The sequence below is a fragment of the Roseovarius atlanticus genome (assembly GCF_001441615.1).
GTDB lineage: Bacteria > Pseudomonadota > Alphaproteobacteria > Rhodobacterales > Rhodobacteraceae > Roseovarius > Roseovarius atlanticus.
Map to the genome: position 1 here is coordinate 42,014 of NZ_LAXJ01000006.1, position 13,213 is coordinate 55,226.

Genomic DNA, 13,213 nt, shown 5'->3' on the forward strand with positions numbered 1-13,213 from the left:
TGTAAAGGGCCATCATTGGGCGGGGCACGCGTGGGTTTTCACCCACCCTACGCAGGTTTCACCGTGATGCCTCGCGTGGTGGCCGCCTCCAGCAAACGGCTGATCTGGCGCGCGGTGCTGTAGAAGCCGGGGCCGGATTTCTTGGTCCGAATGTCGTGGCCGGTGAAGACGGCGAGGCCGCCCGTCTCGGCGATGAGGTCGAGCAGGTGATGCTGCTGGCGCCAGCCGGGGAAGGCCTTGTGCTGCATGTCGGCGAAGCCGAGGGTGTCGAGACAGCGGGAGGCCGGGCGTTCGGTGTAGATGCGGGACGCGGGATCGGCGGGATCGAGGCTGCGGGGGCCAGCGGCGCGGACGATTTCGAATCGGGTGGCCAGCGCGGTGCGGGTCTCGGGCGTGGAGGCGTGGAAGGGACAGGCGAAGGTTCGGGCCGGGAAGCCCGCCGCGCGGTGGTCGGCGATGGCGCGGTCGACCTCGTGTTCCAGCCAGTGGTCGAGGCCGTGGGTTGCGAGGTAGGGTTTCAGCTTCGGATGGGTGCGGGTGTGGCAGGCGATCTCGTGGCCGTCGGATTGCAAGAGGTGCAGGCCGTCGAGTTGTTCGGGCTTGGCCTCGTGCAGGTGCGAGACGCAGAAGGTGACGCGGGCATCGTGTTCCGCGAAGACGGGCCGGGCGGCGACCCAGTTGGCGACGAAGAGATCGTCGAAGGTGAGGCAGAGCGTGCCGGGCAAGGATGATCCCCCATGCGACTAAGGTCTTGATGCGCGACACACCCCGCCTCTGTCAATTTGCAGGGCGCATCGGTCTTGGAGGGTTTGGGGCCGTGCGGTAGGATCGGGCCAACCCAAGGAGGAGACATGCCATGCAGATGAGTGGGGAGCGCGAGATAGCGGCGGACCGGGAGACGGTCTGGGCCGCGCTGATGGAGCCGGAGGTGCTGAAGGAATGCGTGCCGGGCGCGCAGGAGGTCACGGGCAACCCCCAGGACGGGTACGAGGCGACGGTGACGCAGAAGGTCGGGCCGGTGAAGGCCACGTTCAAGGGCATGGTGACGTTCAGCGAGATGACCCAGCCCGAGAGCCTGCGCCTTGAAGGCGAAGGCAAGGGTGGCGCGGCTGGGTTCGCCAAGGGCGCGGCGGATGTGCGGCTGGAGGAAGTCGAGGGCGGCACGAAGCTGAGCTATGACGTGGAGGCCAAGGTAGGCGGCAAGCTGGCGCAGCTGGGCAGCCGGATCGTGGACGGGTTTGCCAAGAAGATGGCCGACCAGTTCTTTTCCAACCTCGAGGAGGTGATCGAGGGGCCGAAGGAGGACGAGCCGGAAGAGCAGGCCGAGAAGAAGGGTTGGCTGAAGCGGATGATCTCGAAGGGGTGAGACTTCGATTTATGCCGGGTTGAGTGCGTCCCCGTCGGAGCCTCCGGCGGGGATATTTTTGGCCAGAGGAAAAGGGGGCGCCTCGCCGTTGAAGTTGTGCCGAGGGCGTCTGTCGGGACGCCTCCGGCGCGCGGCTAGAGCGTTTCGCCAAAAACCTGAATCACAGCTTTTGGCGAAGCGCAGTGCAAGGCTTGATCGTTGCGCGCGCCCCGCCTTTATCTGAAGTGTCAGGTGAAAGGCGGGACACTTTATTTCCGGCGCGGTCCGGTCTGGCGGATGAGCTCGGCGATGCGGCTGCCGATGGCGTCGGACCCCTTGGGCGAGGGGTGGATCAGGTCGACCGCGTGGTAGGTGCGGTCGCCGGGCGGGACCACGTCGCTCATCGGGATGAAATGCACGCCGCGGTCCAGCGCGGCGAGGCGGGCCATGCGGGCGTCCATCTCGCGGCCCTCGTCGACGCAGCCTTCGATGGGGGAGCGCACGCCGGGGGTGTGCAGGTAGCCCACCATCACCACGTTGGCGCCGGTCTTGCGCATTTTCGAGACGAAGCCGGGGATGACGCCGGTGGTGCCGTCTTGGGAAATCAGCCGGTCGATGCGGCGGTCGCAGAGCCCGCAGCCGCAGCCGAACAGAATGTCGTTGCCGCCGCCGTTCATCACGATCCAGTCCCAGTTGCCGGAGCGGTACTGTTTCGTGATGTTCATGCCGGCCGCGCCCGAGATGGGCAGGGCGTAAAGGAAGCGGGCGCCAGAGACGGAGCGGTCGATGACCGGCTCGCCCAGGCGGCGTTCCATGGCGTGAGAGACGGATTTCCCGGCCATGCCGTGGAAGGCCATCATGGAATCGCCCATGAGAAGGATGCGGGGGTTATCGGCACGCGTCACCGTCTCGGTGCAGGCACCGAGCGCGAATATGATGAGCGGCCAGACAAAACGAGAGAGGCGTTTCATGTCTGTCCTGCGATTGTCTTGATGCGCATGGCACCATGCGCCCCCAACCGCGCTTAGGATTCCCGCTTGCGGCGGCGGGCACAATGCAAAATGTGGAAACAATGCGTTTTATTCGGGGCAGCGTAGGCGTGCGCGCGCAGGAATGCACAAGGGGTTGTGTTATCCTGGCGGCTTGCGCTGGGTCGCTGCCGGATTAGGTTGCCGCCAATGACGAAAGAAGGAGCGCGGGACATGGCGGCGTTTGTCGAGGTGAGCGGCCTGGAGAAGACCTATGACGACGGGTTCCAGGCCCTGAAAGGCGTGGACCTGGAGATCCGCGAGGGCGAGATCCTGGCGCTGTTGGGGCCCAACGGTGCGGGCAAGACGACGCTGATTTCGGCGCTGTGCGGGATCACGACGCCCACAGGCGGCACGGCGCGCGTGGGCGGGCATGACATTGAGGCCGAGTATCGCGCGGCGCGGTCGCTGGTGGGGCTGGTGCCGCAGGAGATCGCGTTGGAGCCGTTCGAGAAGGTGATCAACACGGTACGCTTTTCCCGCGGCCTGTTCGGCAAGGGGCGCGACGATGCGCTGGTGGAGAAGATCCTGCGGCAGCTGAGCCTGTGGGACAAGCGCACCAACCAGATCAAGGAGCTGTCGGGCGGCATGAAGCGGCGGGTACTGATCGCCAAGGCGCTGGTGCACGAGCCGCGTGTCCTGTTCCTGGACGAGCCGACGGCGGGTGTCGACGTGGAGCTGCGTCGCGACATGTGGGAGGTGGTCGAAGGGTTGCGGCAGGATGGCGTGACGATCATCCTGACCACCCATTACATCGAGGAGGCCGAGGCGATTGCCGACCGGGTGGCGGTGATTGCCCACGGAGAGATCCTGTTGGTCGAGGACAAGGCCGCGCTGATGCAGCGGATGGGGCGCAAAAGCCTGCGGATCGACCTGGTCGAGCCGGTGGAGGCGGTGCCCGAGAGCCTGTCGGATTACGAGTTGTGGAAGAGCCCGGACGGCCAGAGCCTGACCTATACCTATGACACCAATGCCGAGCGGACGGGGATCGCGCGGCTGGTGCGCGAACTGACGGAGGCGGGGCTGGTGATCCGTGACATACAAACCAGCCAGTCGAGCCTGGAAGAGATCTTCGTGGGGCTGGTGAAGGAGGATGCGGCATGAATTTCCTGGCCATCGCGGCGATCTACAGGTTCGAGATGCAGCGGTTCTTTCGCACGCTCTTGCAAAGCTTCGTGTCGCCGGTGATTTCGACCTCGCTTTACTTCGTGGTGTTCGGCGCGGCCATCGGCAGCCGGATCGACCAGGTGGAGGGTGTGAGTTACGGCGCGTTCATCGTGCCGGGGCTGATCATGCTGTCGGTGATCACGCAGGCGATTTCGAACGCGTCCTTCGGGATCTATTTTCCGAAGTTCATCGGCACGATCTATGAGCTTTTGTCGGCACCGGTGAATTTCCTGGAGATCGTGATCGGGTATGTGGGGGCCGCGGCCACCAAGGCGCTTTTCATCGGGGTGGTGATATTGGCGACCTCGGCGTTGTTCGTGGACGTTGAGATACAGCATCCGGGCGCGATGGTCGCGTTTCTGCTGCTGACCTGTATCAGCTTCGCGCTCTTTGGGTTCATCATCGGGATCTGGGCGCAGAATTTCGAGCAGTTGCAGCTGGTGCCGCTCTTGATCGTGACGCCGCTGGTATTCCTGGGGGGCTCTTTCTATTCGATCTCGATGCTGCCGCCGTTCTGGCAGACGGTGACGCTGTTCAACCCGGTCGTGTACCTGATTTCGGGGTTCCGGTGGGCGTTCTTCGGGCAGGCGGATGTGTCCATTGGCCTGAGCCTGTTGGCGATTGCGGGGTTCACGGCGCTGTGCCTGTTCCTGATCTGGCGGATCTTCAGGACGGGGTACCGGATCAAGAGTTGAGGGGGAGTGGGGCCGCGCGTTTTGGACCGCGTGGGTTTTCACCCACCCTACGCAGGATGGGCGCCGCCGGAAGATGGGGCGGCGGCGGTCTGACCCCGCGTCGTTTACGTGGCTTTCTTGCCTTTGGGCGGTATTGATACGTGTCGCAACCTTGTTTGTCGTGCGCGGGCATTCTACATCGGCATCCATGAAGCGATTTATCCCGTTTTTGAAATCAGGCCCGCTGGTGTCGGTCGTCCGTTTGTCGGGCGCGATTGGCGCCGGGTCACGAATGCCGCTGAGCGACGAGGCGATGGCGCCCGCCATCGAGAAGGCGTTCAAGCGGGGCAAGCCCAGGGCCGTGGCGCTGTTGATCAACAGTCCCGGCGGTTCGCCGGTGCAGTCGGCGCTGATCGCGGGGCGGATTCGCCGGCTGGCGGACGAGCACAAGGTGCCCGTTCACGCGTTTGTCGAGGATGTGGCGGCGTCGGGCGGCTATTGGCTGGCCTCGGCGGCGGATGACATCTGGGTCGATGACAATTCCATCGTGGGCAGCATTGGGGTGATTTCCGCCGGGTTCGGTGCGCATGTGTTCCTGGCGCGGCAGGGCGTGGAGCGGCGGGTCTATACCGCGGGCAAGTCGAAAAGCACGCTTGACCCGTTCCAGCCCGAAAAAGAGGAAGATGTGGCACGGCTGAAAGGCATCCTGGAAGAGATGCACGGCAACTTCATTGCGCAGATCAAGGCGCGGCGGGGCGACCGGCTGAGCGAAGAGACGGACCTTTTCACCGGCGAGTTCTGGCTGGGGCACCGGGGCGTCGAGCTGGGCCTGGCCGACGGGGTGGCGCATCTGGCGCCGAAGCTGAAAGAGCTTTACGGCGACAAGGTTCGGTTTGCCACCTATGGCAAGAAGAAGGGTTTTTTCCAGCGGTTCGGCGCGTCGGTGGTTGAGGATGCGTTCGCCTCGGTCGAGGAACGCGCGGCGTTTGCACGGTTCGGCCTGTGACGTGCTGAGCAAGATCGCCCTCATATTCCTGGCCTTCATCGCCGTGCTGGCGATGTTCGGACGCCTGCGCTTTCCCGGACAGAAGAGGCTGGAGTCGGCCCGCTGCCCGCATTGCAAACGGTTCCGCATCGGCAAGGGGCCGTGCCAGTGCCGGGAGGGCAAATCCTGATGTGGCCATGGCTGATGTCGGGGCTGGGGCTGTTGATCCTGCTTCTGGCCGGGGATGCGCTGGTGAAGGGCGCGGTGAACCTGAGCCTGCGTGTGGGCATCCCCGCGCTGATCGTCAGCCTGACCATCGTGGCCTTCGGCACCTCGGCGCCGGAACTGCTGATCTCGGTGAACGCGGTGCTGGAGAACAAGCCGGGGCTGGCGCTGGGCAACGTGATCGGGTCGAACACGGCGAACATCCTGCTGGTGCTGGGGGTGCCGGCGCTGTTGTCGGTGCTGCACACCTCGGGGTGTAACACGCGCAAGACGTATCTGTTCATGATCGGCGCGACCGTGGTGTTCATCGGGCTGGCGTTCCGGGGACCGTTCGACATGCTGGCCGGCGCGGTTCTGCTGGCCTGTCTGGGCCTGGTGCTGGCCGATGCGTTCCGGGATGCGCGGAACCATCGGCGCGCGTGCCGGAATGCGGAAACGGAGGAAGAGGACGAGGTCGAGGGCGCGGACCCCGACATGCCGTGGTGGCAGATCTTCGTCTTCCTAGCGCTGGGGCTTGTGGGGCTGCCGCTGGGTGCGGACCTTTTGGTGGATAACGCGTCGATCATCGCGCGGGAGTTCGGTGTCAGTGACGCGGTGATCGGCCTGACGCTGGTGGCGCTGGGCACGTCCCTGCCGGAGCTGGCGACGACGGTGATGGCGGCGCTGCGCAAGCAGGCGGACGTGGCGCTGGGCAACGTCATCGGGTCGAACATGTTCAACCTGCTGGCCATCATCGGGATCACGTCCTTTGTCGGGACGATTCCGGTCGACCCGGAGTTCCTGGAATTCGACCTGTGGGTGATGTTGGCGGCCTCGCTGCTGCTGATCCCGTTCGTGTTCCTGGGCCGGGATATCACCCGGCTGTGGGGCATCGCCTTGACCGTGCTTTACGTGATCTATGTCTTGGTCGTGTTGAGCTGAACGGAGCCACCCGGCATGACCGAAGATACGAACACCCGCCGCGCCCTCGTGACCGGAGGCGGCAAGCGCCTTGGGCGGGCGATGGCGTTGTACCTGGGCGCGCGCGGTTATGACGTGGCGGTACATTACGGCGGGTCGGCGGATGCCGCCGAGGAAACCGCGGGAGAGATCGAGGGCAAGGGCCGGAAGGCCGTGACCGTGCAGGCGGACCTGCTGGACGAGGACGCGGTGCAGGCGTTGGTGCCCGAGGCGGCGGCGCGGCTGGGCGGGCCGGTGCATGTGCTGGTGAACAACGCGTCAATATTCGAGGACGAGACGTACGAGACCGCGACGCGGCAAAGCTGGGACCGGCACATCGAGTCGAACCTGCGCGCGCCCTTCGCGCTGACGCAAGGATTGGCGGCGCAGGTGCCGGAGCCGGTGAAGGACGAGAACGGCGAGCCGGTGGCGCAGGGGCTGGTGGTGAACATGATCGACCAGCGGGTGCGCAAGCTGACGCCCTATTTCGCCAGCTACACGATCGCCAAGTCGGGGCTGTGGACCATGACGCGCACCGCCGCGCAGGCCTTGGCCCCGCGCGTGCGGGTGAACGGGATCGGGCCGGGGCCGACGCTGAAGAGCACCGAGCAGAGCGAAGAGCAGTTCTTTGACCAGAGGGCGCGGACGATTCTGAAGCGGGGCGTGAACCCCGAGGATATCACCGCCGCGCTGGGCTATTTCCTGGAAGCGAAGGCGGTGACCGGGCAGCTGATTTGCGTCGATGGCGGGCAGCATCTGGCGTGGCAGACACCGGATGTTCTGGGCGTTGATGTATAGACGTTGCGTCAACTTGTTCACCGCGCGCAGGGCGGTTACCGAAGCGTTACAAAAGTTTTAATGTTTTCATATATTTGGGATACCACGGATTTTTTATCATTAAGAAACAACGTCTTAGTTTTTCGCCTATTTTTTAAGCAACTTAACGAAGCAGGCCGAAAACAACGAAAAAATCCGGGTAACCGAAACTTGTCCGCAGAGTTATCCACACGATCCGTGGAGATGTTTCCTATTGCGGCGTGTGTGCTAATCATTGCAGCCCACGCGCAGAATCACGACCAGAGCAAATGACAGGCGAATCGAATCACGAATCAGGCCGCGAGGCCTCGCCCGAAACCGGGCATAAGGTGATCCAGTCGTACCTGAAGACCCTGGACGGCTCGCCCGGGGTTTACCGGATGCTGGGGGCGCAATCGCAGGTTCTTTACGTCGGCAAGGCGCGCAACCTGAAGGCGCGGGTGTCGAGCTATTCGCGGCCCACGGGGCACACGCCGCGGATCGCGCGGATGATCGCGGAGACGGCCTCGATGATGTTTCTGACGACGGCGACCGAGACCGAGGCGCTGCTGCTGGAGCAGAACCTGATCAAGCAGCTGAAGCCGCGGTACAATGTGCTGTTGCGCGACGACAAGTCGTTCCCGAATATCCTGGTGACTGGCCACGACTTTCCGATGATCAAGAAACATCGCGGCGCGAAGAAGGAGAAGGGGCAGTATTATGGCCCCTTTGCCAGCGCGGGGGCGGTGAACCGGACGCTGGGGCAGTTGCAGCGGGTGTTCCAGCTGCGCAATTGCAGCGATACGCAGTTCGAGAGCCGCACGCGGCCCTGCCTGCAATACCAGATCAAGCGCTGCACCGCGCCGTGCGTGGGGTATATCAGCAAGGCGGAGTATGCGGCGCAGGTCCGGGACGCGCAGCGCTACCTGTCGGGGCGGTCGACCGAGATACAGGAGAAGCTGGCCGCCGACATGCAGGAGGCCAGCGCGGCGATGGAGTTCGAGCGCGCCGCGGCGTTACGCGACCGGATCAAGGCGCTGACCCAGGTGCAGACGGCGCAGGGGATCAACCCGCGCACGGTGGGCGAGGCGGACCTGGTGGCGCTGCACCTGGAGAAGGGACAGGCCTGCGTGCAGGTGTTCTTCATCCGCGCGGGGCAGAATTGGGGGAACAAGGATTTCTATCCGCGCGTGGGCGCGGACGTGGCCGAGGCGGAGGTGCTGGAGGCGTTCCTGGGGCAGTTCTATGACACCAAGGACCCGGCGCGGCAGATCATCCTGAGCCACGAGATCGAAAGCCCCGACCTGATGGCCGAGGCGCTGACCGGCAAGCTGGGACGCAAGGTGGCATTGCTGGTGCCGCAGAAGGGCGAAAAGGCCGAGCTGGTCGAGGCGGCGTTGCGCAATGCGCGCGAGAGCCTGGCGCGGAAGATGAGCGAGAGTGCGACGCAGGCCAAGCTGCTGAAGGGCGTGGCGGAGGCGTTCGACCTGCCGGGCCCGCCGGAGCGGATCGAGGTTTACGACAACAGCCACATCCAGGGCGCGCATGCGGTGGGCGCAATGATCGTGGCGGGGCCCGAGGGACTGATGAAGAACCAGTACCGCAAGTTCAACATTCGGGGCGACGAGCTGACTCCCGGGGACGATTTCGGGATGATGAAAGAGGTCCTGACCCGGCGGCTGAAGCGGTTGATCAAGGAGGATCCGGACCGGGACAAGGGGCTGTGGCCGGACCTTCTGTTGATCGACGGCGGGCAGGGACAGGTGAGCGCCGTGCATTCGATCATGCAGGAGATGGGCGTGCGCGACCTGCCGATGGTGGGCGTGGCCAAGGGGCTGGACCGGGATGCCGGCAAGGAAGAGTTCCACCGGATGGGCAAGCGGCCCATGGCCCTGCGCCACAACGATCCGGTCCTGTATTTCATCCAGCGGCTGCGGGACGAGGCGCACAGGTTCGCCATCGGCACGCACCGTGCCAAGCGGACCAAGGCGGTGAGTGCCTCGCCGCTGGACGAGATCGCCGGTGTCGGCGCGGCGCGCAAGCGCGCGCTCCTGGCGCATTTCGGGTCCGCGAAGGCGGTGAGCCGCGCGAACCTTGCGGATCTGAAGGCGGTCGAGGGCGTGTCGGCGGCGCTGGCGCAGAAGGTTTACGACCACTTCCACGAGAAGGGCTGAGGGGCTGGCCGGGATTGATGGGCCAGCCCCTCGCGCTACAGGTTTGATGCGAGTGGCCAGCCCCTCGCGCTCCCCGGAGTATTCGCCGCAAGAAAAAGCACGGCGCCGGGTTGTGGGATTCGGGGCTTTCGGACGGGGGCGGTTCGCACTAGATACAAACGCATGACGTGGAATATTCCCAACGTGTTGACCGTGCTGAGGCTGCTGGCGGCGCCGGCGGTGGCGGTGATGTTTCTGTACTTTCACCGGCCCTGGGCGGATTGGTTCGCGCTGGTGCTGTTCGTGAGCGCGGCGGTGACCGACTGGTTCGACGGCTATCTGGCGCGGTTGTGGAAGCAGACCACCAAGCTGGGCACGATGCTGGACCCGATCGCCGACAAGGCGATGGTGGTGATCGCGCTGGCGGTGATCCTGGGCTATTCGTCGATGTCGCCGTGGCTGGTCCTGCCGGCGACGATGATCCTGTTTCGCGAAGTGTTCGTGTCGGGCCTGCGGGAATACCTGGGCGACACGGCGGGGACACTCAAAGTGACCAAGCTGGCCAAGTGGAAGACCACGTTGCAGATGGTGGCGATTGCGGTGCTGTTCGCGCAGGGCGTTTTCGAGCATTATTTTGGCATGTCGTCCATGGGGATGGACGAGGCGCTGGTGGCCGATGTGCTGGCTGGCGAGGAAGAGGACCTGATGGGGCTGCGGTGGAAGTTCCAGGGCATGGTGATCGCGTCGCACGCGGGGCTGTGGCTGCTGTGGATTGCCGCGGCGCTGACGCTGATCACGGGTGTCGACTACTTCCGCAAGGCGACGCCGTATCTGAGGGATTGAGCGATGGACGTTTTGTATTTCGCCTGGGTCCGCGAACGGATCGGGCGCCCCAAGGACACGGTTGAGACCGGCGCCGCGACGGTACGTGATCTGGTCGAGGAGCTACGGGCGCGTGAGGCGCGCTACGAGATGGCGTTTGCCGATCTGGACGCGCTGCGCGTGGCGGTGGACCAGGAACTGGCGGACTTCGACGCGCCGCTGGCGGGCGTGCGCGAGGTGGCGTTCTTTCCGCCCATGACAGGGGGCTGAGGGCTTGGATATCCGGGTGCAGGACGCGGCGTTCGACCTTGGCGCGGAGGTGAATGGCTTTGCCGCGCGGCAGACCGGCATGGGCGCTGTCGTCAGCTTTACCGGGATCGTGCGGGATATCGCGCCGGGGCTGGAGGCGATGCAGATCGAGCATTACCCGGGCATGACGGAAAAGGCGCTGGCCGGTATCGCCGAGGAGGCGCAAAGGCGCTGGAGCCTGGGCGATGTGCTGGTCATCCATCGGTTCGGGGCGTTGCAACCGGACGAGATGATCATGATGGTCGCCACGTCCTCGCCCCACCGGGCGGATGCCTTCCAGGCGGCGGAGTTCCTGATGGATTACCTGAAATCGCGGGCCCCTTTCTGGAAGAAGGAAGTGACGCGGGAAGGGGCCGATTGGGTGGATGCCAAGGACGAAGACGAGGACGCGCTGGGTCGCTGGTGACGCAAGGTTCGCGTTGACCGGATTGTGGCTAGCGTCAAGAGATATGCAGGTCGAACAGAGGCGCGTCATTCCATGAACGAGATCATCCAGAGCTATGTCGAAACGCTGGACCCCAAGGCGAAGGGCACCATTCGGGGCACCGCGAAGCTGGTGATCGAGGGCGCGGGCAGCGTGATGCTGGACGAGACCGGCGCGCGGGCGGGCGACGAAGACGCCGACGTGGTGCTGATGGCCAGCGACGCGGTCTTTCGCAACATCCTGTCGGGCGAGCAGAACCCGGTGATGGCCTATATGTCGGGAAAGCTGAAGGTCGAGGGCAACGCGCAGCGGGCGCTAAAGGTCAGCGGGATCCTGACGGGGTAGCCACAGTCCCGAAACAACCTGAGCGGCGCCTCCTCGGGCGTATGGGCCGGAACTGCGTGGCTCTTTCAAAGAATCGTGACAAAATTGTAAACCGTGCTAGCATTTACCTCTCTGGAGGGAGTTTATGCGATGGCAGTACCGGCACAGGTGACTTGGGCAAATACTTCGGCAAAGCCGGGGGCAGATATCCGGCAGCTTGGTGGATACGTGAAGAAATTCTTTGGCAAGTCGCCGTGGCAACTGAGGCCCGAAGACGCGATTGCGAGTATCGAGCATGACGAGTGGCGGTTCTACGTCGAGCTGGATGGCGAGAAGGTCTGGCTGGAGGTCGAGGAAGACCCGCAGGGGCAGAAAAAGCTGAGCCTGTCGGGCGAAGTTCTGGCCGAAGAGGTATTCGGATCGCTGCCGGACACGCCGACGCAATAACCATCGTGGTTTCTGCCGGCGCGGCCCGTGGTTGCAGAGCTTGTCGCGCTTGACCGGGTCCGGTGAACCGGCGTTGACGTGGCGCGGGACGCGTCCGAGGAACTGGGGGACTCCCGCGGCATCCTCGTCAACCAGTGCGCCTGTCGGGCCGGTCGGGATCGACTGTTCGTGAGCATCCTGGCACTGCGGGCAAGCGCGTCTCGTGCCGAGGCCCCGGGCGGCCTTGCAGTGGTGGCCTATGGGGCTAAGTGACATCCGGTCTTACGTGACGATTGCAAACGATTAAAAGCGCCCATGGACTCGGACTCCTTCTTCGCCTTGGACCCCTATCACATCGCGCTGGCCGTGATCGGCTTGATCGTCATCAGCGCGCAATGGCTGCCGCGGCTTGTGTCCCGCGCAGAGCCGGTCTTTGCGCCGCTGATGATCCTGTTCGGGGCCGGGGCCGCGATGCTGATACCCGCCGCGGCCTTCATGCCCGACCCGCGCGAAGCGCCGCTGCTTTGGGAGAGGATGAGCGAACTGGCCGTGATCGTGGCGCTGTTCGGGACGGGGATGCGGATCGACACGATCAGCCCCTGGCGCAAATGGAGTCCGACGGCGCGGATGCTGGGCATTGCCATGCCGTTGACCATCGCCGCCGTGGCACTGCTTGGCGTCAGCCTGGAGGGCCTGACCGTGGCCGGGGCCATTCTGCTGGGGGCGGTCATCGCGCCCACCGATCCGGTGCTGGCCGCCGATGTGCAGGTCGGCCCGCCACAGGAAGGCCGGGAGCATCCCGTGCGCTTTACCCTGACGACGGAGGCGGGGCTGAACGACGGGCTGGCGTTTCCGTTCGTGTATCTGGGGCTTGTCGTGGCCGCCGAAGGCCTGAACCCGAGCGCATGGGCGCTGGACTGGCTGGTCTGGGACGTGGTCTATCGCATCGCTGTCGGAACCGTTGCCGGATGGGCCGGCGGCCGCGTTCTTGCGTTCGTGCTGTTCTCGGTGCCGCGGAACGCGCCGCTGGCCGACACGGGATCGGGGGTGCTGGCGCTGGCCGGGGTGCTGCTGTGCTATGGGTCGACGGAATTGCTGGAAGGTTACGGGTTCATCGCCGTCGCCGCGATGGGGCTGACCCTGCGGCGAGAGGAAAAGGACCACCGGTTTCACCGGCGCCTGCATGATTTCACGGAATCGATCGAACACGCGCTGACCGCCCTGTTGCTGGTCGCGCTGGGGTCGGTCCTGCCGCTGGTGCTGGCCGACCTGACGTGGCGCCATGTGGTCATCGCGCTGGTCCTGATCCTGATCATCCGGCCCGTGTCGGGGTGGCTGAGCCTGATAGGGTCGCATATGCCGCACCGGGACCGGGCGGTGGTGGCCGTCTACGGGGTGCGCGGGATCGGCTCGATCTATTACCTGTGCTACGCGATGACCCACATGGACTTTGTGAACGAGCGCGAGCTTTGGTCGCTGGTCGGGCTGGTCATCCTGCTGTCCACGATCCTGCACGGTTTCAGCGTGAACTGGGCGATGCGGAGGATCGAGGATTGACGGCCCAGGCGGTGAACGATCGGGCCGGGACATCGCGGCT

16 protein-coding genes are annotated in these 13,213 nt (G+C 64.7%); 14 read left to right on the top strand and 2 right to left on the bottom strand.

Annotated features, from left to right (window positions below; translation table 11 throughout):
- Window positions 1-47 precede the first annotated feature (47 nt).
- Window positions 48-725 carry a polysaccharide deacetylase family protein gene (locus XM53_RS07020; RefSeq protein ID WP_057791716.1) on the bottom strand — a complete coding sequence of 226 codons (678 nt, stop codon included), beginning with the start codon at window positions 723-725 and terminating at the stop codon, window positions 48-50.
- 131 nt (window positions 726-856) lie between these two features.
- On the opposite strand from XM53_RS07020, the gene XM53_RS07025 reads away from it, so the two are divergent.
- Entirely contained in the window at window positions 857-1,366 is a 510-nt protein-coding gene (locus tag XM53_RS07025) for a CoxG family protein (protein WP_057791718.1), read from the top strand.
- 248 nt (window positions 1,367-1,614) lie between these two features.
- On the opposite strand, the gene XM53_RS07030 is transcribed toward XM53_RS07025, so the two are convergent.
- Complete coding sequence (locus tag XM53_RS07030) at window positions 1,615-2,316, bottom strand: SGNH/GDSL hydrolase family protein (RefSeq protein ID WP_057791720.1); 702 nt, start codon at window positions 2,314-2,316, stop codon at window positions 1,615-1,617.
- A gap of 231 nt (window positions 2,317-2,547) precedes the next feature.
- On the opposite strand from XM53_RS07030, the gene XM53_RS07035 reads away from it, so the two are divergent.
- The 13 genes from XM53_RS07035 to XM53_RS07095 all read left to right on the top strand — a co-directional run bounded on the left by XM53_RS07035 (window position 2,548) and on the right by XM53_RS07095 (window position 13,173).
- On the top strand, window positions 2,548-3,477 hold the full coding sequence (locus XM53_RS07035) for an ABC transporter ATP-binding protein (protein WP_057791722.1): 930 nt from the start codon (window positions 2,548-2,550) through the stop codon (window positions 3,475-3,477).
- Window positions 3,474-4,235 (top strand): ABC transporter permease, encoded by a 762-nt coding sequence (locus XM53_RS07040; protein ID WP_057791724.1) that lies wholly within the window; start codon window positions 3,474-3,476, stop codon window positions 4,233-4,235. Before XM53_RS07035 ends, XM53_RS07040 begins: the two co-directional genes overlap by 4 nt.
- Window positions 4,236-4,422: 187 nt before the next feature.
- On the top strand, window positions 4,423-5,220 hold the full coding sequence (locus tag XM53_RS07045; RefSeq protein ID WP_057791726.1) for a S49 family peptidase: 798 nt from the start codon (window positions 4,423-4,425) through the stop codon (window positions 5,218-5,220).
- A gap of 1 nt (window position 5,221) precedes the next feature.
- Window positions 5,222-5,389, top strand: coding sequence for a hypothetical protein (locus XM53_RS23550; RefSeq protein ID WP_201455396.1), 168 nt, complete (start codon window positions 5,222-5,224; stop codon window positions 5,387-5,389).
- Complete coding sequence (locus XM53_RS07055) at window positions 5,389-6,345, top strand: calcium/sodium antiporter (RefSeq protein ID WP_057791730.1); 957 nt, start codon at window positions 5,389-5,391, stop codon at window positions 6,343-6,345. The genes XM53_RS23550 and XM53_RS07055 overlap by 1 nt, the downstream gene beginning before the upstream one ends.
- Before the next feature lie 15 nt (window positions 6,346-6,360).
- The gene (locus XM53_RS07060; RefSeq protein ID WP_057791732.1) at window positions 6,361-7,161 is read left to right on the top strand and encodes an SDR family oxidoreductase; all 801 of its coding nucleotides are present in this window, start codon (window positions 6,361-6,363) and stop codon (window positions 7,159-7,161) included.
- 287 nt (window positions 7,162-7,448) lie between these two features.
- The gene (uvrC, locus tag XM53_RS07065) at window positions 7,449-9,332 is read left to right on the top strand and encodes an excinuclease ABC subunit UvrC (RefSeq protein ID WP_057791734.1); all 1,884 of its coding nucleotides are present in this window, start codon (window positions 7,449-7,451) and stop codon (window positions 9,330-9,332) included.
- Between the two features lie 162 nt (window positions 9,333-9,494).
- Window positions 9,495-10,154, top strand: coding sequence for a CDP-diacylglycerol--glycerol-3-phosphate 3-phosphatidyltransferase (gene pgsA / locus XM53_RS07070; protein ID WP_057791735.1), 660 nt, complete (start codon window positions 9,495-9,497; stop codon window positions 10,152-10,154).
- A 3-nt stretch (window positions 10,155-10,157) separates the two neighbouring features.
- Window positions 10,158-10,403: a molybdopterin converting factor subunit 1 gene (moaD, locus tag XM53_RS07075; protein WP_057791736.1), complete on the top strand. Its 246-nt coding sequence runs from the start codon at window positions 10,158-10,160 to the stop codon at window positions 10,401-10,403.
- Window positions 10,404-10,407: 4 nt separating this feature from the next.
- Window positions 10,408-10,848, top strand: coding sequence for a molybdenum cofactor biosynthesis protein MoaE (locus XM53_RS07080; protein WP_057791738.1), 441 nt, complete (start codon window positions 10,408-10,410; stop codon window positions 10,846-10,848).
- Window positions 10,849-10,920: 72 nt separating this feature from the next.
- The gene (locus tag XM53_RS07085; RefSeq protein ID WP_057791740.1) at window positions 10,921-11,211 is read left to right on the top strand and encodes an SCP2 sterol-binding domain-containing protein; all 291 of its coding nucleotides are present in this window, start codon (window positions 10,921-10,923) and stop codon (window positions 11,209-11,211) included.
- Window positions 11,212-11,340: 129 nt separating this feature from the next.
- Window positions 11,341-11,637, top strand: coding sequence for a hypothetical protein (locus XM53_RS07090; RefSeq protein WP_057791742.1), 297 nt, complete (start codon window positions 11,341-11,343; stop codon window positions 11,635-11,637).
- 294 nt (window positions 11,638-11,931) lie between these two features.
- Window positions 11,932-13,173: a cation:proton antiporter gene (locus XM53_RS07095; protein WP_057791744.1), complete on the top strand. Its 1,242-nt coding sequence runs from the start codon at window positions 11,932-11,934 to the stop codon at window positions 13,171-13,173.
- The last annotated feature ends 40 nt before the right edge of the window (window positions 13,174-13,213 follow it).